The sequence below is a fragment of the Oceanimonas smirnovii ATCC BAA-899 genome, from assembly GCF_000381965.1.
Classification (GTDB): Bacteria; Pseudomonadota; Gammaproteobacteria; order Enterobacterales; family Aeromonadaceae; genus Oceanimonas; species Oceanimonas smirnovii.
On the sequence record NZ_KB908456.1, the window covers coordinates 61,507 to 84,742 of the forward strand.

At 55.0% G+C, this 23,236-nt stretch carries 22 protein-coding genes and 1 pseudogene; 9 read left to right on the top strand and 14 right to left on the bottom strand.

Annotation, left to right across the window (positions count from 1 at the left end; translation table 11 throughout):
- Positions 1–2: 2 nt before the first annotated feature.
- Together apt and G364_RS0104530 are read right to left on the bottom strand one after the other, a co-directional pair.
- Entirely contained in the window at positions 3–548 is a 546-nt protein-coding gene (gene apt, locus G364_RS0104525) for an adenine phosphoribosyltransferase (protein ID WP_019933968.1), read from the bottom strand.
- Between the two features lie 64 nt (positions 549–612).
- Positions 613–1,005 (bottom strand): YbaN family protein, encoded by a 393-nt coding sequence (locus tag G364_RS0104530; protein WP_019933969.1) that lies wholly within the window; start codon positions 1,003–1,005, stop codon positions 613–615.
- A 132-nt stretch (positions 1,006–1,137) separates the two neighbouring features.
- Here G364_RS0104530 and G364_RS0104535 point away from each other — a divergent pair, with 132 nt between their 5' ends.
- Both G364_RS0104535 and G364_RS0104540 read left to right on the top strand, forming a co-directional pair.
- On the top strand, positions 1,138–2,070 hold the full coding sequence (locus tag G364_RS0104535; RefSeq protein ID WP_019933970.1) for a tRNA-dihydrouridine synthase: 933 nt from the start codon (positions 1,138–1,140) through the stop codon (positions 2,068–2,070).
- 236 nt (positions 2,071–2,306) lie between these two features.
- Positions 2,307–2,678: a hypothetical protein gene (locus tag G364_RS0104540; RefSeq protein WP_026344691.1), complete on the top strand. Its 372-nt coding sequence runs from the start codon at positions 2,307–2,309 to the stop codon at positions 2,676–2,678.
- A 257-nt stretch (positions 2,679–2,935) separates the two neighbouring features.
- On the opposite strand, the gene G364_RS0104545 is transcribed toward G364_RS0104540, so the two are convergent.
- Positions 2,936–3,937, bottom strand: coding sequence for a porin (locus tag G364_RS0104545; RefSeq protein ID WP_019933972.1), 1,002 nt, complete (start codon positions 3,935–3,937; stop codon positions 2,936–2,938).
- Positions 3,938–4,213: 276 nt separating this feature from the next.
- Between G364_RS0104545 and dinG the strand changes: the two genes are divergently transcribed.
- Entirely contained in the window at positions 4,214–6,268 is a 2,055-nt protein-coding gene (gene dinG, locus G364_RS0104550; protein ID WP_019933973.1) for an ATP-dependent DNA helicase DinG, read from the top strand.
- A gap of 119 nt (positions 6,269–6,387) precedes the next feature.
- On the top strand, positions 6,388–7,023 hold the full coding sequence (locus G364_RS0104555; RefSeq protein ID WP_019933974.1) for a YccT family protein: 636 nt from the start codon (positions 6,388–6,390) through the stop codon (positions 7,021–7,023).
- 79 nt (positions 7,024–7,102) lie between these two features.
- On the opposite strand, the pseudogene G364_RS17415 reads toward G364_RS0104555, so the two are convergent.
- The 4 genes and pseudogenes from G364_RS17415 to G364_RS0104575 form a co-directional block, all read right to left on the bottom strand.
- Positions 7,103–7,207, bottom strand: a pseudogene (locus G364_RS17415) (DUF924 family protein); the annotation flags it as partial.
- A gap of 134 nt (positions 7,208–7,341) precedes the next feature.
- Complete coding sequence (locus tag G364_RS0104565; RefSeq protein WP_019933976.1) at positions 7,342–8,706, bottom strand: YjiH family protein; 1,365 nt, start codon at positions 8,704–8,706, stop codon at positions 7,342–7,344.
- A 221-nt stretch (positions 8,707–8,927) separates the two neighbouring features.
- Positions 8,928–9,581, bottom strand: coding sequence for a thiopurine S-methyltransferase (locus tag G364_RS0104570; RefSeq protein WP_019933977.1), 654 nt, complete (start codon positions 9,579–9,581; stop codon positions 8,928–8,930).
- Between the two features lie 72 nt (positions 9,582–9,653).
- Positions 9,654–9,854 (bottom strand): DUF4250 domain-containing protein, encoded by a 201-nt coding sequence (locus G364_RS0104575; protein ID WP_019933978.1) that lies wholly within the window; start codon positions 9,852–9,854, stop codon positions 9,654–9,656.
- A gap of 99 nt (positions 9,855–9,953) precedes the next feature.
- Here G364_RS0104575 and G364_RS0104580 point away from each other — a divergent pair, with 99 nt between their 5' ends.
- Positions 9,954–10,334: a hypothetical protein gene (locus G364_RS0104580; RefSeq protein ID WP_019933979.1), complete on the top strand. Its 381-nt coding sequence runs from the start codon at positions 9,954–9,956 to the stop codon at positions 10,332–10,334.
- A gap of 74 nt (positions 10,335–10,408) precedes the next feature.
- On the opposite strand, the gene hemH is transcribed toward G364_RS0104580, so the two are convergent.
- From hemH to G364_RS0104605, 4 genes are all read right to left on the bottom strand, one after another.
- Positions 10,409–11,377 (bottom strand): ferrochelatase, encoded by a 969-nt coding sequence (hemH, locus tag G364_RS0104585; protein WP_019933980.1) that lies wholly within the window; start codon positions 11,375–11,377, stop codon positions 10,409–10,411.
- 69 nt (positions 11,378–11,446) lie between these two features.
- Positions 11,447–12,091, bottom strand: a complete 645-nt coding sequence (gene adk / locus G364_RS0104590) for an adenylate kinase (RefSeq protein ID WP_019933981.1) — start codon at positions 12,089–12,091, stop codon at positions 11,447–11,449.
- Positions 12,092–12,269: 178 nt separating this feature from the next.
- Entirely contained in the window at positions 12,270–14,186 is a 1,917-nt protein-coding gene (gene htpG, locus G364_RS0104595; RefSeq protein WP_019933982.1) for a molecular chaperone HtpG, read from the bottom strand.
- Positions 14,187–14,369: 183 nt separating this feature from the next.
- The gene (locus G364_RS0104605; RefSeq protein ID WP_019933984.1) at positions 14,370–15,662 is read right to left on the bottom strand and encodes an NCS2 family permease; all 1,293 of its coding nucleotides are present in this window, start codon (positions 15,660–15,662) and stop codon (positions 14,370–14,372) included.
- Positions 15,663–15,934: 272 nt separating this feature from the next.
- On the opposite strand from G364_RS0104605, the gene G364_RS0104610 reads away from it, so the two are divergent.
- The 4 genes from G364_RS0104610 to torD are packed head-to-tail and all read left to right on the top strand — an operon-like array spanning position 15,935 to position 20,490.
- Complete coding sequence (locus G364_RS0104610; RefSeq protein WP_019933985.1) at positions 15,935–16,102, top strand: periplasmic nitrate reductase, NapE protein; 168 nt, start codon at positions 15,935–15,937, stop codon at positions 16,100–16,102.
- A gap of 44 nt (positions 16,103–16,146) precedes the next feature.
- Positions 16,147–17,334 carry a pentaheme c-type cytochrome TorC gene (gene torC, locus G364_RS0104615; protein WP_026344692.1) on the top strand — a complete coding sequence of 396 codons (1,188 nt, stop codon included), beginning with the start codon at positions 16,147–16,149 and terminating at the stop codon, positions 17,332–17,334.
- Between the two features lie 13 nt (positions 17,335–17,347).
- Positions 17,348–19,816, top strand: a complete 2,469-nt coding sequence (gene torA, locus G364_RS0104620) for a trimethylamine-N-oxide reductase TorA (RefSeq protein ID WP_019933987.1) — start codon at positions 17,348–17,350, stop codon at positions 19,814–19,816.
- A complete protein-coding gene (gene torD, locus G364_RS0104625) occupies positions 19,816–20,490 on the top strand; it encodes a molecular chaperone TorD (RefSeq protein WP_019933988.1) in 675 nt (224 codons plus the stop codon). The genes torA and torD overlap by 1 nt, the downstream gene beginning before the upstream one ends.
- Positions 20,491–20,492: 2 nt before the next feature.
- Here the strand turns inward: torD and G364_RS0104630 are convergent, their stop codons facing one another.
- The 3 genes from G364_RS0104630 to G364_RS16990 form a co-directional block, all read right to left on the bottom strand.
- The gene (locus G364_RS0104630) at positions 20,493–22,400 is read right to left on the bottom strand and encodes a putative bifunctional diguanylate cyclase/phosphodiesterase (RefSeq protein ID WP_245541380.1); all 1,908 of its coding nucleotides are present in this window, start codon (positions 22,398–22,400) and stop codon (positions 20,493–20,495) included.
- Positions 22,397–22,798 carry a putative pterin-binding protein gene (locus G364_RS0104635; RefSeq protein WP_156816443.1) on the bottom strand — a complete coding sequence of 134 codons (402 nt, stop codon included), beginning with the start codon at positions 22,796–22,798 and terminating at the stop codon, positions 22,397–22,399. Before G364_RS0104635 ends, G364_RS0104630 begins: the two co-directional genes overlap by 4 nt.
- Positions 22,799–23,055: 257 nt before the next feature.
- Complete coding sequence (locus G364_RS16990) at positions 23,056–23,235, bottom strand: DUF2256 domain-containing protein (RefSeq protein ID WP_083928696.1); 180 nt, start codon at positions 23,233–23,235, stop codon at positions 23,056–23,058.
- Between the last annotated feature and the right edge of the window lies 1 nt (position 23,236).

Below are 23,236 nucleotides of genomic sequence, written 5' to 3' on the forward strand. Positions count from 1 at the left end.
GCTTAATGACCGTCAAACTCAACCAGACTGGTCACCCGCACACCCAGCTTGTTCAGCCGCTGCATGCCGCCCAGTGCAGGCAGACCAATCACAAAGGCGGCTTCCTGTACCTCACCGCCGCAGCTGCGCACCAGCTTAACCGCCGCTTCCACTGTGCCACCGGTGGCCAACAGATCATCTATGATCAACACTTTTTCACCCGGCACAATAGAGTCAGCATGAATTTGCAGCGTGTCGGTGCCGTATTCCAGCTGATAAGACGCTTCTACGGTTTCCCGGGGCAGCTTGCCGGGCTTGCGGGCAGGAATAAAGCCCACACCCAGCGCCGCTGCCACCGGAGCGCCGAAAATAAAGCCACGGGCTTCGGTGCCCAGCACCTTGCGCACACCAGAGTGGCGGTAGTGCTCTACCAGGGTGTCTATGGTCAGGCGAAAAGCTTCGCCGTCTTCCAGCAAACCGGTTATATCACGAAATATAATGCCGGGCTTGGGGTAATCAGGAATGGAGACAATACTGTTCGCGATAAGCTTAAGGGTGTCTTGTTTCATGGCGTATGGCTGCCTCATTAAACCCGGCTAACGCGGGCATGGCATGGAATGAAGGAGTGAAATCTTAGGGCCTCGTCTGATCCATTGCAACCATGCCCGGCGCGGGCACTGCCGGCAATCGCCACATCCAGCAGGCCAGTATCAGAAAGGTGAGCACCAGCACACCCCGTACCCACCACAAGGGGACCATATACACAGAAAAGGCAAAACTGATTGCCATTAACAGCAAAGCGCGACGTTTCACCTGAGGCCGCAGCCCTCTGTGTGTCTGCCAGTCATGAATCAAGCTGCCAAACCAGGGGTGATTCACCAGCCAGGCATGCAGCCTGGGCGAAGACTTGCCAAAGCAACAGGCAGACAAAAGTACAAAAGGCGTGGTAGGCAACACCGGCAAAAAGGCACCTAATATTCCCAACCCCAGAGCAATGGTGCCAAGCAGGGCAAATAAAAATCGCATTGTGCTCTCCTGCCAGTTAAAACCCGTGTTTACTATAGCAAAAGTCGTTTTCAAACTCTCGCCTCACTGTCCGTCATGGCGCTTTTATCATGCCGGGGTTACACTGCCCGCTTTTGCCGGTAACTGAATAACATGCGTTTGATCCTGGCTCCGATGGAAGGGGTGCTCGACCATTTGATGCGGGACCTGCTCACCCGCCTTAACCCTTATGATTTATGCGTGACCGAGTTTGTGCGGGTAGTGGACATGTGTCTGCCGGCGCGGGTTTTTCATCGGTTATGCCCCGAGCTGCATCATGGCTGCAAAACACCGTCGGGCACGCCGGTGCGTATTCAGTTACTGGGCCAGGACGCCAACTGGCTGGCAGAAAACGCTGCTCAGGCGATAAATCTGGGAGCCGGCGGTATTGATCTTAACTTTGGCTGTCCCGCCAAAACCGTCAACAAGCACAGAGGCGGTGCTGCCCTGCTGGCCGACAGCGAACAGCTGTATCGCATTGGCCGGGCGGTGCGCGCCGCCGTGCCGGCCCATTTGCCGGTCAGTGCCAAAATTAGGCTGGGGCTGGAGCAGCGCGACCGTTATCTGGAAAACAGCCGGGCACTGGCAGAAGCCGGCATTACCGAGCTGGCAGTGCATGCCCGCAGCAAAAAAGACGGTTATCGCCCGCCGGCCTGGTGGCCGCTGGTGGCCCAAATAAAGCATCAGCTGACTATTCCGGTGATTGTAAACGGCGAAATCTGGAACGCTGCGCACGCTGTGCAGGCGCAGGCAGAAAGCCAATGCAGCGATATCATGCTGGGCCGGGGTGCCCTCGCCCTGCCCAACCTGGCAGACACCATTAAAACCGGCACCGTCCCCCTGCCCTGGGCTGCAGTGATTAACCTGCTGCTTGACTACTCGGCGCTGGAAGTGGAAGGCAACAAGGCCGTCTATTACCCCAACCGCATCAAACAATGGCTGAATTATCTTAAGTTACAGTACCCGGAAGCACAGGAATTATTTACCGCCATACGCACCCTCAAGCACACGGAAGAAATCCGAAGCTTGCTTCGCAAGCAGCCGTAAGCTGTCAGCTGTAAGTGGTGGTGCCTAGAGGCTTATAGTTGTGACTGATAACAAGACTCTGTTTGAAGTAAACAACCCAATTTGCAGGCACTATACAGTAACCTTCGTCTACGCCGAACTACTTACAGCTTAAAGCTGACAGCTGACAGCTCCCCGAAGGGGGTTATTGATTTGCATCATGATGTTAACAAGTAGGCAGCCATATACTGACCGGCATATTCCACTGAATGGAAATCATGATGAGCAGCAAAACACAAAACGAACTGGAGCACCGGCTGCTGGCGGTGGCGGAAGACTGCCGCCAGCGCTTTTTGCATTCGGTAAACACGCTGGATGCCACTCTGGCCGCCAGGCTGGCTACTTTGCCCCCTGATGAATGGGCCGACGACGCCGCGCTGAGCGCCTGGCCCCAGCTGCAACCTCAACTCAAAAATCTGCGCCGGGTTGATGCCGCCCTGTGCCAGTGGCAGCTGGGGCTTTATGGACTGTGCAGCGACTGCGAAGCGGAACTCACGCCGGCACAACTGATGGATGACCCCTGCCGGCAGCGCTGTGACAGCTGTGAACAGAAGTATCAGAAAGCCCAGCATACCAGCTGGACGCTGTAAACCGCTGGGGACTGGGGACTGGGGACTGGGGACTGGGGACTGGGGACTGGGGACTGGGGACTGGGGACTGGGGACTGGGGAAATGGTAGGCGCCGCTTTAGCTGGCGCAACCCCTGCAGGCCACTGTATTTCAGGCACGCTGCGCGGTCTTTTGCCGGCTAATGCGGCAGCTACAATTAGCGATCCAGCCTGGAAAACAGGCATTAAAAAAGCCGGCTTTCGCCGGCTTTTTGCTTCTTTATCAACTAGTTAGCTGATTAGAAGTTATACTGAATACCCATGCCGTAGCGATCATCACGGTTCAGATCGTCATCATTGATCTCGTATTCAGCATACAGCTTGGCCTTGGCAGTCAGGTCATACTGAACACCCAGAGTCCAGGCATCAATGCTGTCGAAGTCAGGTTTAGCGGTTTCTTCAACTTCTTCATAAGAGTACTGTGCCAGCAGGGTCCAGGCATCAACGTTATAGGTACCGGTCAGTTCGAAACCTTTGGTATCTATGTCTTTATATTCACGCTGAGTATACAGACCGGAGAAGAAGAAGCCGTCTACGGTGTAGCTGGCACCGGCAAACCAGGCATCGATAGAATCTTCATTTTTACCACGAACATCCTGCTGCTCATAAGCGGCATACACGCCCACACCTACCGGGAAAGTATAACCGGCAGACAGAGACCACTGGTTGTCCAGCTCAGAACCGTTACCTGCTTTTTCCAGCTTGTAACCGTCAGAGAAAGCATAAGCACCGCGCAGATCCAGACCGTTGGCAGCGTAAGAAACGCGAACCTGATCGTCTACCTTGTCGTTCAGCTCAAAACGGTCACCATAACCAGCACGACCACCAAAGATGTTAAAGATATCACTCAGATACAGTACCTGAGCAATCGGATCCTGGCTGCGACCAAAGGTCAGCTCGGTAGTGTCCTGAAAACGGTAACCAGCCCAGGCGTAGCGGGTAGAAAGATTGTCAGAGCCGGTAGCGTCATCACCTTCAGCAACAACCTGCCATTCCAGCTTACCAATCAGGTCGATATCGTTGTTCAGTGCATACTCAACGTTAACACCCAGGCGTGCTTCACCTTCGCCACCGAAGTTATTCGCGGTTGCATCATCTTTTTTGAAACCCATCTCACCGGCTTCATACTGAATGCGGCCGTAGATATCTACCTTGGCACCTTCGTCGGAGTAAACGGTTACAGCGCTGGCAGAGGTCGCGAACAGCGCAGGAATGGTCAGTGCAAGAATCGTTTTTTTCATGATTTTATATGCCTACTGTAATTAAACACTAAGTCCTTGTTATTCCCTGTGTTAGCAACGCTGGCGTTACTATGGGCAGCAGACTATCACTGGTATTTTGACCTTGCAACAAAATCGCGGGAACTTTTTATGACAATCACACTCTTGTGCACGTCTGAAAGTGTGATGCCAAGCACTTTTCAACAATTAACCACCATAGTCCGATATATCAGTGAAAACTGGTATATAAATACACACGCCATATAATTGCCGTTGTGTTTTATACCGGAACTTTTCATGTCCAGCGCCCAATACCGCTCTCTTGTGCGGGCTAATTACCGTCAGTTAAGCCAATCCATTCAGGGATTTAAACCAAGACGCGAGCAAAACTTTCTGGTGGCGGAAATAGGCAAGGTGCTGCTTGGCCATTACGACGCTGCCCGTCGTATTCTGGTGGCCGAGGCCGGCACCGGAATAGGCAAATCTCTTGCTTATTTACAGGCGGGCATTCCCTGGGCACGGCTCAATAATAAAACCCTGATCATTTCCACGGCGACCCTGGCCTTGCAGGAGCAACTGATCAACAAGGATCTGCCGCTTTTTCAGCCACACTGTGAGCCAGCATTTACCTTTACCCTGGCCAAGGGGCGTGCTCGTTATTGCTGCCGGCAGCGGCTGCAGGACCTGGTGCAGGGCAAAAGCCAAATCAGCATGTTTGAGGCCGCCTGCACTCTCACGCCTGCCCAGCAAACTCAGCTGGCCGGGCTGTGGCAGGCACTGCAGACGGGTGACTGGGCCGGTGACCGGGACAGCTGGCCCGAGCCCGTGGAGAGTGCGCTCTGGACCCAGATTCAGACCGAGCGCCACAGCTGCCAGCCTCAGCTGGGCCATAGCCAGTGTCCGTTTCACCTTGCGCGGGCCGAACTGGATAAAGCCGATGTCATTGTAGTGAACCATGCGCTGCTACTGGCAGACTTGTCCATGGGGGGCGGCATTATTCTGCCCGAGCCGGAAAACTGCCTTTATGTATTGGATGAAGCCCACCATATTGCTCACATTGCCCGGGAGCAGGGCTCGGCACGGCTGGGGCTGCGCAGCGCCCGGCGCAATCTGGAGCAGTTCAACAAGCAGGTGCCGCAACTGGCTGCCGCCCTTAACGACGACGGTCAGAACGCCGTTAACCGCACTCAGCAGGCGCTGCAGCAGCTTATTCCGTCGTTAACCGAGTTATATAAACAGCTGCAGTCGGCCCAGCGTGCCGGCGACTTAACCCCGGATGAACAGGGCTGCCTGCGTTTTGCCGCCGGCGAGCTGCCCGGGCTGCTGACACATGCCCTTACTGCCCTTAAGGATGAGCATAAACAACTGGCGCAGAGATTAAGCCGGCTGCAGAACGAGCTGGCCGAGGCACTTAAGCGGCAGCCCGGTAACAGTGCCGTATCTGCCGCCATGGCGGCGGTCAGCCTGCAGCAACTGCACACCGACGAGGCCGGCAGTCTGTGCGAGCTGATGCTGAAAGCCGTGGGCCCCAAACACACACCGCCGGCGCGCTGGCTGGAGCAAAGCAAGACCGACATTGTGCTGTGTGCCACCCCGCTGGCAGTGGGGCATCTGCTGGAGCAGTGGTGCTGGTCCCGGGCGGCAGCCGTGGTGATGGTCTCCGCTACCTTTACCGCACTGAACGATTTCAGCTATTTCCGCCGTTCTGTGGGCCTGCGTGCCGACGACGGCAGCCAGTATCTCAGGCTGAACTCCCCTTTTGACTACGCCGGCTCAAGGCTGATTATTCCTGCCCTTGGCTGCGAGCCGCAGGATGCAGGCTTTGATGCGTTGCTGAGTGAGGAAATTCCCCGCTGGATCAAAGGTGAAACCGCTACGCTGGTGTTGTTTTCTTCTTACCGGCAGATGAACGCGCTGGCAAAGACCCTGCGTGACAAGGGACACTCACTGCTGGTGCAGGGAGAAGCCGGCCGTCAGGCGCTGCTGGAGCTGCACCGCATGAAGTGCGATGGTGGTCAGCCCAGTGTGCTGTTTGGCACCGGCAGTTTTGCCGAAGGGCTGGACTTGCCCGGCCATTACCTGACCAATCTGATTATTACCAAGCTGCCCTTTGCGGTGCCCACCTCGCCGGTGGAAGAAGCCATGGCAGAATGGATAAGCTTAAGCGGCGGCAATGCCTTTATGCAACTCACCGTGCCCGAAGCATCCCGCAAGCTGATCCAGGCCTGCGGCCGGCTGCTGCGTACCGAAACCGACCAAGGCCGCATTATTATTCTGGACCGGCGCTTGCTTACCCGCCGTTACGGCCCGGCACTGCTGAATGCCCTGCCGCCCTTCAGCCGGGAAACGTGAAGCGGGCGGTGCTTGCCAATTGCGTCCGGTATGAATTGTTGTCACAATTTACCGGTTTACTTAAGTGAAGATTCATTGATGAAACGCCCTCGCGGGCAAAGGCTCAGGAGCCCTGATTTATGACACTGCGTATTACCCTTGCCGCCCTGGCAACCGCCAGTCTGTGTTTTGGTGCCAATGCGGCCACCTTCAAGGCTGAGCAGCCTTATCAGATTTATCTGATTAACGGTGAAAAAACCGCCAACACCATTACCAAAGATATTCATGAAGTCACTTTGGCTGAAGGTAAAAATCAGATAGCCATTGGTTATACCAATGATTATTCCAACCGCTCTGAAGTACGGGTGCTGAACGGCGATCCCGTAATTATCGAGCTGGATAATGTGGCTGCCGATGCCGAGCTGACCATCGATTTCAACAAACCGCTGAACTATCAGCTGGCCCGCCAGTTTCTGCGTGAGCAATCCGAGCAGCTGACCGTCATCGACCAGCGCACCGGCCAGCCAGTTGAAGCAGACATTTCTACTATCCCCATGCCTGCCGGCCTGGACACTGCCGGTGGCATTCAGGAGCACCTGCGCCAAACCCGCCAGGCTTTTAACGGCCGCACCGAAGCTGCCGTGGCTGCCGCTCAGCAAAAGTTCGGTGATGCCGTGGTGGATGCCGATGCCATGGAAATGCTGCAACACTGGTGGAACGCCGCCGACGCCGACACCCGTCGTGCCTTTCAAATCTGGATGATCCAGCAGCAGTAATCGTTACCCCCTCCCCGCCTTCCTCCTTGGTCTTGGCTCCCTCCCCTTTTCAAGGGGAGGGTCGGGGTGGGGTTTGCAGTTAAAACCCCGCTCTCAGCTGTTTGAGAAATTCCTGCTCTTCCGGCGTGGACTCACGCCCGAGAATGGCATTGCGGTGAGGGTATCGCCCAAAGCGCCGGGCAATTTCTTCATCCAGCATCTTGCTCTTTTGCCACCATTGGGCCGGTTTTAATTCATCGAACCAAAAATCCAGCACATTCTGATACATAAGCGCTCCTGTTCAGCCTGATGTCCGCCGGAGTATAGAGCGCTTTGTCTTCAGAATACCAAATGGGCGACCAATGCAATCACCGGCAGCGTCACCAGGGTGCGCATCAGAAAGATCACGAACAGCTCAACAATGTTGACCGGGATTTTGCTGCCCAACAGCAACGCACCCACTTCCGACATGTAGATAAGCTGAGTGACCGACAAGGCCGCAATCACAAAGCGGGTCATGTCACTTTCAATGGAGCTGGCCAGAATGGCGGGAATAAACATATCAGCAAAACCCACCACCATGGTCTGGGATGCCGCCACCGCCTCAGGAATACCCAGCAGCTCAAGCAGAGGAACAAAAGGCACACCCAGCCAGGTAAACAGCGGCGTGGTTTCGGCAATCACCAGTGCCAGGGTGCCAAATGCCATCACCACCGGCAGCACGCCCAGCAACATATCCAGCGCATTATGCACACCGGTACGGGCCACCTGGCCAAGGCTTTCTACCTTGCCGGCCCGCATCAGCGCCAGCGTGACACCATGGCCAAGGCGGGAATAGCCTTCAGGAGTGACTTCGGCATTAGCCGGACGGGGCTGGCCGTTAATAAAGGTATCTGCCTTCCAGCACAGAGGGGGCAGCCGGGGCACCACTATGGCCGCCACTATGCCGGCCAGGCACACGGCCCCGTAAAAGGGTAAAAACATATGCTCCAGCTTCACCTGGGCCAGCACCACCAGACTGAAAGTAATGGACACCGCCGAAAAAGTGGTACCAATCACGGCAGCCTCACGCTGGGTATAGTGATGGCCTTCATATTGCTTGCTGGTCAGCAAAATGCCCACACTGCCGTCACCCAGCCAGGAGGCCATGCAGTCTACTGCCGAACGGCCGGGCAGCCGGAACACAGGGCGCATAATGCCGGTCAGCAGGGTGCCCACCAGCTCCAGCAGACCAAAGTCCAGCAATAACGGCAGCAACAGGCCGGCAAAAATAAACACCGAAAACAGTACCGGCAGCAGATCGTTCAGCACCAGACCGCCGGTATCACCGCTGTAAAGCAGCTGCGGGCCCACCTGAAACTGCACCAGCAACACAAAAACAGCGCCCAGCAGCCGGCTTAGCAACCAGACCGGACGCACATTAAACAGGGTATTAAGAAAAGGACTGTTCAGCAGCCAGGCGGGCTTGGCCAGAGAGCCAAACAGGGTGACCAGTGCAGACAGCACAATCAGACCGGTGACCACAGCCGGCAACTGATCCGCCAGCGCGCCCTGCACGCTTTTGGCCAGCACCGCTATCATAATGGTGATGTCGCCCTGCCAGGCTACCGGCGTCATAAACAGCAAAATACCTGCCAGGGACGGCAGCAAAAACATCAGCCAGTTGCGCATGCCACCACTCTGGCCCGCCAGCGTTTTTTCCATGAATACTCCTTGCCATTTTGCTATGCAAACGGCAACCAATGCATAAAAAGACCAACATTTGCGCATAATACCGCACAGGATTAAGCGCGTAATGAATAGTTATTTTACAGATAAAGATTTCATGCTGAAAGCACACATCGGAATATTACACTAATAAAAACGCCAAAACGGGCTCTTAATCCCATTCTGTTAACCTGATCGCACACTGAATTAACAACTGCTTAGCGCCGAGTAAGCAAAAAACACAGTTCATCAAAATAGCTGCACTCACCTGAGGCCACCCGCCTGTGTTGCGCTCCGAGGCAGGTATGTTCCAGCAGGCTTATCTCAAAATAAGGTGCAAACAAGGCTCGCACATCCGCTTCCTTGACAGCAAACGGCGGTGTTTGATCTTCTTGAGCGTCGTGATCCACCGTTATCATCAATACACGCCCGTCACTTTCCAGCAATTCGGCCAGCTGTTTGGCATAAGCCGGGCGCATGGCCGGCGGCAGAGCAATCAGGGCGGCTCTGTCGTAGGCCAGTTTAAACTGCAGCCCAAGTTCACTGGCCTTGAAAAAATCGCCCTCATAAATGCTGAACGGCCCCTGCTGCCAGCATAAAAATGCTCCTTCTTCTTTGCAGGAAGGGGTTAAACCGGCATCGGTGAAAAAATCTTTCACCGCCAGCGGTGACAGCTCAAAACCGGCGACGGCCTGACCCTGCTCTGCCAGCCAGCACATGTCCAGGCTTTTACCGCACAGGGGCACCAATACTTCATTGCCGGCTTCGGCATCGGTATGCTCCCAGCATTGTTGCAAGTGAACATTAATGTCACTTTGATGAAAACCGATGCGGGCGGTTTGCCAGCGTTCATGCCAGAAATTTGCATCCATGGGTTTCTCCTGCAGACAAAAAACCGGACTATGTCAGTCCGGTGTCTCTAATTCAAGGCATGGTGTAACAGGTTACTTGCTCACGCCACGAAACTGGTTGCTGTGATTGTCATAACGGTAGCCGATCTGCGCCATACGCGCGGCCAGCCAGCCCCCGTCCAGCTCGTAACGCGCCAGCAGTGCATCCAGGCTGTCGCACTCTATGCGCAGCTTCTCATTGACAATGCTCAGTACCATATGAATGTCCATACGCTCCAGCTGGGTTTTATCCATAACGCCCCCTGACTGTAAATTTATACAGTTAAATATTGACCAGACCGCCCCGCCGGAATACTGTATATATAACCAGTTAAAAACAGGCAGGGGCGAACCATGATGAACCTTTCATTAATCCGTAAGCAGGCTCGGCACTCTCATACATCATCACCCAGTATCACTCACTCCACGGCTTCACAGGCTGGTGAGCTTGCTCGCCTGGCCAGCCTGAGCCGGGCCAATGCCGGCTGGATAGTCATTGCCAACACACCTGGCAGATTATGCCGCCACGCACTGGCTGCTGCTGGCCTGAATCCGGCTCGTATAATAGACGCTCACCAACTTAGCGCAGCTCAGTTACAACGCGCGCTGGCAAGCCCTGCCATTGCTGCTGTAGTGTGCTGGCAAGAGCAAGATGGCGCTTTTTTGCGCAACCGGCAAGCAAGCGGACGCCTTTTTGTGATCGGGCCGGCAGTGCCAGCCAGCCCGCTGCACTGAACCTTCGGCCCATAAAAAAACCGGCGTTGCTATTAAAGCAACGCCGGTTTTTCAGGTTTTGACCCCTGTCTGGCTTACACCAGCTCGCGGCGCACCAGATCCATCAGCATGCGAATATGGGCAGGATTGTCGTTCAGAGCGGGAATGTAGTGATATTGCTCTCCGCCCGCCTCGAGAAAGATTTCCTTATTTTCACCGGCAATCTCCTCCAGGGTTTCCAGACAGTCAGCAGAAAATGCCGGGCAGATCACATCCAGCTTTTTAATGCCTTCTTTCGGCAGCTTTTCCATGGTTTTGTCAGTGTAAGGCTGCAGCCATTCTTCCCGGCCAAAGCGGGACTGAAAGGTAGTACGCCACTGGTGGGGCTCCAGCCCCAGCTCTGCGGCCAGCAGCTCTGACGTGCGATGACACTGCTGCCCGTAAGGGTCACCTTCGTTTTCAAAGCGCTTGGGAATACCATGGTAAGACAACAGCAGCATGTCGCCGCGGCCATGTTGCTCCCAGTGACTGCGCACCGAATCAGCCAGCGCCGAGATATAACCACTGAAATCATGGTAGTCGTGCACAAAACGCAGCGCAGGCACCAGCCGCTCTTTTTTCATCAGTTTGGCCCAGCTGTCAAACACAGAGGCCGTGGTACTGACTGAATATTGCGGATACAGGGGCAAGACTATCACTTTGCCTACGCCCTGCTCTTTCAGCTGTTGCCAGGCCGACTCAATGGACGGCTCGCCGTAGCTCATGCCCAGCGCCACCGGCATGTCGATCCCTTCATCTTGCAGTGCCTGTTGCAAACCCGCCTGCTGACGCTTGCTCACCACCATCAGTGGTGAGCCTTCCGGCCACCAGATACCCTGATACAATTTGGCAACCTTGGGCGAGCGGAACGGCAGAATAATGCCATGCAATAACGGGCACCAGAGTGAACGGGGTAAATCCACTACCCGGTAATCGTGCAGAAACTCACTGAGAAAGGCCTTTACCGCCGCCGAGGTTGGCGCGGAAGGCGTGCCCAGATTCACCAGTAAAACGCCTGTTTTCACCTTGTTACCTGCCTTTTATCAACAACAAAAAGCCGGACCCTAACAGGTCCGGCTTACATCATAAAAGCGTTATGCCAGAATATCAGTCAGCTCGCGGCTTACCGCTTCAACAGACTGGGTACCGTCAACCTTGTGGTGTTGGGTACGGCCGGCGTCGGCTTCTTGTTTGTAATAATCAATCAGCGGTGCTGTTTGCTCATGGTAAACCGCCAGGCGCTTGCGTACTGTGGCTTCTTCGTCGTCGGCACGAATCACCAGCTCCTCACCGGTCACATCGTCTTTGCCTTCCACTTTGGGTGGGTTATATACCAGGTGGTAAACCCGGCCGGAGCCCGGATGCACACGACGGCCACTCATACGCTTGACGATTTCTTCATCAGGCACGGCAAATTCGAGTACGTGATCCACAGCAACACCGGCTTCCTTCATGGCATCGGCCTGAGGAATGGTACGAGGGAAACCATCCAGCAAAAAGCCCTTGGCACAATCGTCCTGGCTGATACGCTCTTTTACCAGGCCAATAATGATGTCATCAGACACCAGCTGACCATTATCCATGACTTCCTTGGCCTTCAGGCCCAGCGGGGTGCCGGCCTTGATAGCGGCACGCAGCATGTCGCCGGTCGAAATTTGCGGAATACCGAACTTTTCCATGATGAACTGAGCTTGCGTTCCCTTACCCGCGCCCGGAGCACCCAGCAAAACGATGCGCATAACAGCGTCCTCTTTTTGATTAGTCATTCATAAATTGCGCCTGATTGTGGCATGACACCGCCATGGGAACAAGTAACTGCCTGAACAGTTAGACCTATTGATTATATAAGCAGCAAAAAAAAGAGACCGGTATCGCATTGATGCGATACCGGTCTTTCGAAAAGGCTTGCTTTGTCGGTTAACCCAGCAGCAGGCGGTTTACCCGTGCCACAAAGGCGGCGGGGTCTTTCAGGCCGCCCTGCTCGGCAAGCTGAGCCTGCTCCAGCAGCAGCCGAGACCATTCGTTGAACTGCTCGCCCTGCTCCAGACCTTCCAGCTTTTTCACCAGGCTGTGCTCGGGGTTCAGCTCCAGAATGTATTTCTGCTCCGGCACCGGCTGGCCGGCGGCGCGCATCAGCTTGATCATCTGGGTGCTCATGTCATGCTCACCGGCCACCACACAAGACGGTGTGCTGGTCAGACGATGGGTCAGACGTACTTCCTTCACCTCATTACCAAGGGCGGTCTGCACCCGCTCCAGCAGCGGCTTCAGCGCCTCTTTGGCTTCTTCCTGCGCCTTCTTGGTTTCTTCGTCGTCCAGCTCACCCAGGTCCAGTTCACCCTTGGTGACAGACACAAACTGCTTGTCCTGGAAGTCGCTCAGGTGGTTCATCAGCCACTCGTCTACCCGCTCCCACATCAGCAGCACTTCGATGCCCTTCTTCTTGAAGATTTCAAGGTGCGGGCTGTTGCTGGCGGCGGCGTAGCTGTCGGCTGTGATGTAGTAGATCTTGTCCTGACCTTCTTTCATGCGCTCAATGTAGTCAGCCAGTGACACTGTCTGCGCATCGGAGTCGTTATGGGTGCTGGCAAAGCGCAGCAGGCCGGCAATCTGTTCGCGGTTGCCATAGTCTTCCGCCGGACCTTCTTTAAGGACATTGCCGAATTCTTTCCAGAAACCCTGGTATTTTTCAGCATCGTTCTTTGCCATCTGCTCCAGCATGCCCAGCACCCGTTTAGTGCAGGCCTTGCGCAACTGAGCGGTCACCTTGTTGTCCTGCAGAATTTCGCGGGACACGTTCAGGGGCAGATCGTTGGAATCGAGCACGCCCTTCACAAAGCGCAGGTAGGTGGGCATAAACTGCTCGGCATCGTCCATAATGAACACCCGCTGCACATACAGCTTGAGGCCGTGGCTCTGATCGCGGTTATACAGGTCGAACGGGGCCTTGGCGGGCACATACAGCAGGCTGGTGTATTCCTGATTGCCTTCTACCTTGTTATGGCTCCAGGCCAGGGCATCCTGCCAGTCGTGAGAAATATGCTTGTAGAACTCCTGATATTCCTCATCGCTGATGTCGCCTTTGGCACGGGTCCACAGGGCAGTAGCCTTGTTCACCTGCTCCCACTCGCCGTCAGTGGCGGCGGCAGTGATATTGCCGTCTTCGTCGGTCTGCTCGGGCTCGCCGTCCTTCCACATTTCCACGGCAATGCTGATGTGATCGGAATATTTACCCACTATGCTGCGCAGACGCCAGTCATCGAGGAACTCCAGCTCTTCTTCCCGCAGATGCAGGATCACGTCGGTACCACGGCCGGGCTTGTTGATATCGGCAACGGTAAAGCTGCCGTCACCGTCGGACTCCCAGCGCACACCACGATCGCTGCTGTCACCGGCGGCACGGGTTTCCACGGTGACCTTGTCGGCCACAATAAAGGCGGAGTAAAAGCCCACACCAAACTGACCGATCAGCTGAGAGTCCTTGGCCTGATCACCGGACAGCTGGCTGAAAAACGCCTTGGTGCCCGACTTGGCAATGGTGCCCAGGTGTTCAATCACCTCGTCCCGGCTCATGCCGATGCCGTTATCGGAAATGGTCAGAGTTTTGTTGTCTTTATCGATGACCAGACGCACCCGCAGGTTGCCGTCATTCTCGAATAAATCACTGTTGGACAGCGCCTTGAAACGCAGCTTGTCCGCAGCGTCAGCGGCGTTGGACACCAGCTCACGCAGAAAAACCTCTTTGTTGGAGTAGAGGCTGTGCGCCATCAGGCTGAGCAGCTGTTTAACTTCGGTTTGAAAACCATGAGTTTCGGTATGCACGGCTTCGGTCATGTTGATGTTCCTTGCTTGGTTTAACCTACAGCGAGAAAGATGGGGCCGGCAAAAAGGTTTTCAAGAGGGGAAACATAAAAACCCCCTCCCGACCTCCCCCTTAAACAAGGGGGAGGAGAAAAAGAGAAGGCAAAGTAATTAATTCCCTCCCCTTGTTAAGGGGAGAGTCAGGGTGGGGTTAGCTTATACCCCAAAGGCGAACTTGAGCGCAAACAGCATGGCCAGAGCCCATACCACCGGACTGACTTCACCGGCGCGGCCGGACAATACCTTCACACCCACATAGCTGATAAAGCCAAACGCAATGCCGTTGGCAATGGAAAAGGTAAAGGGCATCATCACCAGCACCACCACAGCGGGCACGGCTTCGGTAATGTCATCCCAGTGCAGAAGAGCCAGCTGGGCCATCATCAGTACGGCCACGTAGACAAGAGCGCCGGCAGTGGCATAAGCCGGCACCATTCCTGCCAGCGGCGAGAACAGCAGTGCAGCAATAAACAGCAGACCGGTCACCACGGCGGTAAGGCCGCTGCGTCCGCCCACGGCCACACCGGCTGTGCTTTCCACGTAGGAAGTCGTGGTAGAGGTACCCAGTACCGAGCCGGCAATGGAGGCGGTGCTGTCTGCCAGCAGAGCACGGCTCAGGCGCGGCAGCCGGCCTTGCTCATCCAGCAGTTTGGCCCGCTGGGCCACCGCAATCAGAGTGCCGGAGGTATCGAACAAGTCTACAAACAGAAAAGCAAAAATCACTGACAGCATGCCCACATTCAAGGCTCCGGCCAGATCCAGCTGCATAAAAGTGGGCATAATGGAAGGCGGTGCCGAAACGATGCCCTGATATTCCACATCGCCAAAGGCCAGCCCCAGACCAGTGATCACCAGAATGCCGATCATAACAGCGCCGCGCATGCCCCGCGCAGCCATGCCGATAATCAGAAAAAAGCCCAGCACCGCCAGGCCCGCCTGCAGTCCGGTAATATCACCCAGGCCCACCAGGGTAGCCGGGTTATCCACAATAATGCCGGCACTTTTCAGCCCCACCAGCGCCAGAAACAAGCCGATGCCCGCAGCAATACCCAGTTTGAGTGGCTGTGGAATGGCATTAATAATCCACTCCCGCACCTTAAATAAACTAAGCAGTACAAAAATACAGCCCGAAAAGAATACGGCGCCCAGGGCACTCTGCCAGCTGTAACCTTCCGTCAGCACCACCGTATAGGTAAAAAAGGCGTTCAGGCCCATGCCCGGTGCCAGTGCAATGGGGTAGTTGGCCGCCAGCCCCATAATAAAGCAGCCAATGGCCGCAGCCAGACAGGTCGCCACGAACACGGCCCCATAGTCCATTCCCGCTTCCGACAAAATGGCCGGATTAACAAAAATGATATAAGCCATGGTCAAAAAGGTAGTAATACCTGCCACCACTTCCTGGCGCACATTGGTATTCAGCTCTTTGAGCTTAAAATATTGTTCAAGCATGGGGGAGTAACTCTGAAAGGTGTTTAAACCGGAATTATCGGCTCAAACGGCACTTTTGGCAACGGCAGTGCCAACGTAAAGTACGCCTCATTGTGGCAGCGTTAAAGCATGATTCTCATACAGCGGCTTCAATTGAACTTGTCGTGAAAACACCAACAGACAACAGTTTTGACAGGGATCAACGCGGCTGACAGATGAGTGACTATAATCGGTAAAGGCATACAAACATGCATGCTCCCCGTCGCTCAGGCTTACGCAATTAGGGACCCACCATGACTAAAAATACTTTCGCTCAGGAGTCCACCAAAAAACGGGAATGGGTGTCTTTGCTCTTTATCACCCTGGTGTTCTTTCCCGTGCTCAGCATTATCTGTGTTGGCGGCTATGGTTTCGCCGTCTGGATGCTGCAGCTGATTTTTGGCCCCCCCGGCCACGGATAAACCTGCACTGATTTTGATTTCGACTCTGTCAAGCGAGCAGCACCATGAAAAAACTTATTTGCAAACTCTGGAATACCCTCAGGCGGCCCGCCGTGCATCTCAGCCTGGGCGCTGTCACCCTGGTCAGCTTTGTGGCCGGCATTATCTTCTGGGGTGGCTTTAACACCGCACTGGAAGCCACCAACACCGAAGAGTTCTGCATCAGCTGCCACGAAATGCAGAATAACGTCTATCAGGAGCTGCAGGGCACTGTGCACTGGTCCAATCGCTCCGGTGTGCGCGCCACCTGTCCCGATTGCCATGTACCTCACGACTGGACTGACAAAATTGCCCGCAAAATGCAGGCCAGTAAAGAGGTCTGGGGCAAGGTATTCGGCACCATAGACACTCGTGAAAAATTTCTGGAAAAACGCCTGGAGCTGGCTCAGCACGAATGGGCACGGTTTTCTGCCAATGGATCGCTGGAATGCCGCAACTGTCATGACTACAACAGCATGAACTGGGATGTTATGTCGGATAAAGCCAAACGCTTTATGAAACCGGCTGCAGAGCGTAATCAGAGCTGCATCGACTGTCACAAGGGTATTGCTCACCATCTGCCGGAGCAGATGGTATTCAAGGATCCGGCACTGGATCAACTGGAGCAGCGGGCGCAGGGCTTGGGTCTGAATAAGGGCGAGAGTTATTACACCGTCAAGGCCATTACGCTGTATCTCGACCAAGAGCGTACTAAACCTGCCGGTGAGCTGGAAGCGGCAAGTCCGGTAAGGCTACAGGAAGAAAGTGGCGACAGCGTACAGCTGCTGATTCCCGCCTGGCGCAAGACCCGGGGCTTTGGCCGCGTGCTGTATGAAGACTTTGGCATGAACATCACCAGTCTGGTACTGGAAAAAGAAGTGGCCCAGAACAATGAGCTGGTGAAAGTGCAGGCTGAGGCCAAAGTGGACGAGCTGACCGGCCTGCCCTGGGAGCCAGTGGAGATAGCACTGTGGGCAGAAAAAGGTGCGCTGCTGCCGGAGGCGGAAGATCTCTGGGGCTATGCCCGGGATACTTACCGCACCGCCTGCAGCGTCTGCCACTCCCAGCCGGCCGAAGCCCACTTTGATGCCAACACCTGGCCGGGCATGTTTGCCGGCATGGTGGGCTTTACCAATATGGACGCCGACACTCAGGCCCTGGTACTGAAATATCTGCAAAAGCATTCGTCCGACTACGCCGACGGCGCGCATTAAGGAGAGAGCAGTAATGGCAATTTCAAGAAGACGTTTTCTTCAGGGGCTGGCGGCGGGCTCGGCTGCTGCCCTGATTGGCCCGGGTTTGCTGGTACGCAGTGCAGAGGCTGCGGTCACCGCCGAGGGAAGCTGGAAAATGGCCGGCTCCCACTGGGGAGCCTTCAAGGCGCTGGTCAAAGGCGGTGTGGTGACCGAGGTCAAACCCTTTGAACTGGACCAGCACCCCACCGATATGCTCAACGGTATTAAAGGACTTATTTATAATCCGTCACGCATTCGCTACCCCATGGTCCGCCTGGACTGGCTTAAAAACCGCCATAACAGCGATACCAGCCAGCGGGGAGATAACCGTTTTGTGCGGGTAACCTGGGATGAAGCGCTCGATCTGTTTTATGAAGAGCTGGAGCGCATTCAAACCCAATATGGGCCCTGGGCGCTGTACGCCGGCGCTACCGGCTGGCGTCAGACCGGCCAGTTCCACAGCTGTGGCAGCCATATGCAGCGGGGCGTCAACCTGCACGGTAACTTTGTCAACAAGGTAGGTGACTACTCCACCGGTGCCGGTCAGGTTATCATGCCCTATGTCCTTGGCTCTACCGAGGTATACGATCAGGGTACTTCCTGGCCGCTTATTCTGGAGCACACCAACACCCTGGTGCTGTGGGCCAATGATCCCTTCAAAAACCTGCAGGTAGGCTGGAACTGTGAAACTCATCAGTCATACGGCTATCTGGCCCAGCTGAAAGAAAAAGTCACCAGCGGTGATATCAAGGTTATTTGTGTGGATCCGGTACGCTCCAAAACCCAGCAATATCTGGGTTGTGAGCATCAGTATATTCATCCGCAGACCGATGTGGCCTTTATGCTGGGACTGGCGCATACCCTCTACGCCGAAAAGCTGCATGACGAGCAATTCCTCGGCACCTATACGCTCGGCTTTGAGCCCTTTATGGATTATGTGCTGGGCAAAACCGAAGACAAAGTAGAAAAAACGCCGGAGTGGGCCGCTGACATCTGCGGTATAGAAGCAGACGCCATTCGCGACTTTGCCCGCCTGCTGGCATCCGGCCGAACTCAGCTGATGTTTGGCTGGGCCATTCAGCGTCAGCAGCATGGCGAGCAGCCCTATTGGGCCGGTGCCGTGCTGGCCGCCATGCTGGGCCAGATTGGCCTGCCCGGAGGCGGCATCAGCTACGCCCATCACTACAGCTCCATTGGCGTGCCCGGCACTAATGCCAGCGCACCGGGTGGTTTTCCGCGCAACCTGGATCCCGGCAAAAAGCCGGTGCACGATAACGAAGACTTTAACGGTGCCAGCCGCATTATTCCGGTAGCCCGCTGGATTGACTGCCTGCTGGAGCCGGGCGGCAAGATTCAGTACAACGGCAGCGAAGTCACCTATCCGGACATCAAAATGTGCGTATTCAGCGGCTGTAACCCCTGGCATCACCATCAGGATCACAACCGCATGAAGCAGGCGTTTCGCAAGCTGGAAACCGTGGTCACCATCGATTATTCCTGGAACGCCACCTGCCGTTTCTCGGATCTGGTGCTGCCTGCCTGCACCCAGTTTGAACGCAACGATATCGATATTTACGGCTCCTATGTCAAACGCGGCCTGCTGGCCATGCACAAGCTGGTGGATCCTTTATTTCATTCGCGCAGTGACTTCGATATTTTCACCGATTTGTGCCGCCGCTATGGCCGCCATGAGGAATATACCCAGGGCAAAGACGAGCGCCAGTGGCTGGAGCAGCTTTATAACGAGTGTAAGGATGCCAATAAAGACACTTATCCCATGCCGGAATTTAACGAGTTCTGGGAGAACGGCTATGTAGATTTTGGCGAAGGAGAAAACTGGGTGCGTCATGCTGACTTTCGCAAAGATCCGGAAGTCAACGCCGTGGGCACTCCTTCAGGCTTTATCGAGATAAGCAGCCGTAAAATTGGTAACTATGGCTATGACGACTGCAAGTCTCACCCGGTATGGATGGAAAAAGCCGAGCGCTCTCATGGTGGCCCCGGCTCCGATAAACACCCGCTGTGGCTGCAGTCGGTCCATCCTGATCAGCGTTTGCACTCACAAATGTGCGAATCCGACGAATACCGCACCACTTATGCGGTGCAGGGCCGGGAGCCTGTTTATATCAATCCTGATGACGCCGCCGCACGCGGCATTCAGGACGGCGACCTGGTGCGAGTATTCAACGATCGCGGCCAGCTGCTGGCCGGAGCCCGGATTTCTGACCTTTATCCCACAGGAGTGGTGCGTATTCATGAAGGTGCCTGGTATGGTCCTGTTGATGCCAGCATAGGGGCACTTGATACCTATGGCGATCCTAATACGCTGACCCTGGATGTGGGCTCTTCCAAGCTGGCTCAGGCACCCAGTGCCAACACCTGCCTGGTAGACATCGAGAAATTTACCGGTGACGTGCCCGCCGTCACTTCCTTTGGCGGCCCGCAAATGGTGGAGATTTAATGACACACTCTGTTGAGGCAGGCACTGTCCTGCCCTTTTTTTCCAGTGAACACTGGCAACGGCAGGCAGTGCTGTGCCAGTGGTTTTCAACTCTGATGTTCAAAGAGCCGGATGATGCCACACTGGCCGCCTATCAGGCCGGAGATGCCACTCCTCTGCTGAACTGGCTGAGTGAAGACGGCCTGCAGACAGAAACCGGAGCCCTGCGCTCGGCCATTGCCGGCCTGAGTGTGTTTGAACACCCCAGACTGGAGCTGGCAGCAGACTTTGCCACCCTGTTTTTAAGTGACGCCCGCCACAGTGCCGCGCCTTATGCCTCTTGCTATCTTACCGAACGCGGCGGCTTTATGGCTGAGCCAGCCCGGCGCATGGCCGCGCGCCTGGAAAATGCCGGTGTTATGCTGCCAGCGGAAGTCAAGGAGCCGGCAGATCACCTGGCGGTGATGCTGGACTACCTGGCTGGCGGCTATCGTCAGCTGGCAGAGCAGGACGCCAGTGCCGGGGGTGACACACTGAAAGGGATAGGTCAGTTTCTGGAACAGGAGCTGTGCAGCTGGCTGCCGGCATTTTATCAGCGTTGCCGGCAAGCCCGGGTTGCCAGTACCTTCTACCCTGCACTGGCCGGACTGATAACCGCATTTTGCCAAAACCGGCAACAGGAAACACGCACCTGAATTCAGCCGGCAGGAGTGTAGCGCTGCTGCCGGTTTTCCTGTAACCATACCGCCACTTTTTCTGCCGGCATGGGTCGTGCCAGCAAATAGCCCTGACCATGGGCACAGCCCAGCTGCTCAAGCCTGTCTCTTTGTCCTGCCAGTTCAATACCTTCGGCGGTGACCGCCATATTCAGGCTGTCGGCCAGCCGAATAATGGCATCCACCATATCCGCCGCACGCTGATCCGTGGTCACGTCTGCTACAAAAGACTTGTCTATTTTCAGCTTGTTTACCGGCAGCTGACGCAAATGGCTGAAAGAAGAATAACCGGTGCCAAAGTCGTCCATTGCAATTTCCACGCCCAGCTTGCGCAGTGCAGTCAGATTATCCACCGAGCTGGCGGTATCCCACAGGCTGGTGTCTTCGGTAATTTCCAGCACCAGTGCTGACGCCGGCAACCCTACCCGCTGCAAAATGATATTAACGGTACTGGCCAGCTCACCGCTCATAAAAATTTCCGGACTGATATTTACATTTACTTTCAGGTAAGTGTGTCCCTGGCGATGCCACTCCCGCAGCTGCTGACAGGCCGTTAACAGCACCCACTGGTTCAGCACATGGGCCAGACCATGATGTTCGGCAACTGCAATCACTTCCAGCGGACTGATTTGGCCATGTTCGGCAGAATGCCAGCGCAGCAGCGCCTCAAAAGACTCGATGCTGCCACCTTTCAGACAAAATATGGGCTGGTATAACAGTGTTAACTCGTCATTCTCAATGGCCAGCTGTAACGCCACTGCCAGCTTCTGACTACGCAGCCGCCGTTCATCCATGCCCTGCTCAAACAACTGAAACGATAATCGGGGGTTATGCTTGGCATAATACATGGCGGTATCGGCATGACTTAACAGGTCCGCCATGGAGACACCGTGCTCGGGATAAAGGCTGGAGCCAATACTGGCTCTGGGCGACAAACAACCGTCGGGCAGACGAATGTCTGCCGACAGTGCTTTCAGCATGGCCTGTGCAAAGCGCTCGGCTTGTTCTCGCCTGGTATAGGGCTGTATCACCACAAATTCGTCGCCACCAAGGCGGGCCACATGGCCCTGCCCTTTCAGCGCCAGCCTCAAACGAGATGCCACCACCTTAAGCACCCTATCGCCCACATCATGACCCAGGCTGTCATTAATGGCCTTGAACCCGTTCAAATCCACCATATGCACCGCCAGCGTAGTGCCTTTGCGCTCGGCCTGTGCCAGCGCGCGGTTCATCATCTGATAAAAGTTAATGCGGTTGGGCAGACCGGTCAGCATATCATGATAGGCCATGTAGCGATTGCGCCGGTTTTCCCGAATCACCAGCCACAGCAGCAGAGCACCACTGACCAGCAATCCTCCCAGATAAATGGTAGAACGCAGTCGGATATCGCCGATAATATCCAGCTGTTGCTGTACATTGGCCCCGGAAAAGCTGTCCACATTAATTTCCCTGACCAGGTGACGATATGGCTCCAGCTCCTGCCTTAGTGCCAAAGCAGTCTGACGGTCATTATCAGCAAGCTGATACACACCGGGTTCCCATTGCTTTAACTGCTCAAAAAGCGCCGTCAGCACTGCCATGACGCCCGGCTGCTCACGCATGGGCCGGCTTTCTTCTCCCTCAATAAGGGTGTTCAGGCGGCTCCACAGCAACTCGAAACGCAGTTGCACATGATCAGCGCCTTTGGTGCCTGCGGCTAATGCGGTTAATGCGTGATCGAACTTCAGCACTTCCATTTCCAGCTCGGAACTGGCCCAGCCCACCGCCTTGATAGTAGACGAAACATAACCGACTACATCCAGATCCCGGTTGTAGCTGTAAATGGAGCTGACGGTAAACAACAGTGCGGCAACTGTCAGTACCACCATTTTGATTGAGTTTGAAATCACTGAATATCCAGCTGCTTTACCTGCCACACGAGCATTTCGTGATAGCGCTTGGTGTCATATTCAGAATGCTCCGACAGGGGTAACATCACCCAGAGCGGACCTTTATCCCGGACTTTTATGATTTCTCCGTCAAGCCGGGTGCTCAGCAGAAAGGGATGCTTGCGCACCATATTCATGCTGAGATCATTATGATAGTCATTCAAGGCAATAACGCGGACATTTTCTCCTTCAGCCCCGAGATAATTCAGCAAATCGCTCAACAGCACACCACTGAAGTGATGTTTTTGCCCGGTCCAGGGAGTACCGGTAAAAAAACCATGCTGTGACAGCTGGTCCAGCATCTCGCGGTCGAATATTGCCTTTCCGTTGCTATTGGTGCGCTCAATATTACCGGTCACTGTCAGTATGACCGCCTGTTCAGGCCTGACCAATGGCTGTGCGGCCCACGCGGGCAATGCAGCGCAAAAAACCAGTAATAAAACACGGCTAAAACTGAAAAGCGGATTGGTTTGCATAGTGTCATCCCTGTCGACTGTGCTGATGTTGTTATTATATCAAAGACTCAAAAGACTATAGTGCAGCACTGAGGATTCGAACATAAACAACAAGCAGCTTGCGGCCAGTACCACGTCCGGATCAGGCCTGGAATAGGCACCTAGCGCATACTTTTATCGCTGTCTGCTGTGTCAGCACCTGACGCAGCAGAGCGCTGCCGGCGACAGCGCTCTGAACAATATTTAACCTGCTCCCAATCTCTGGCCCATTTTTTTCGCCAGCTGAACGGCCGGCCGCACACCAAACAGGTTTTTTGCGGTAAATAGGGTTTCTTGTGCATG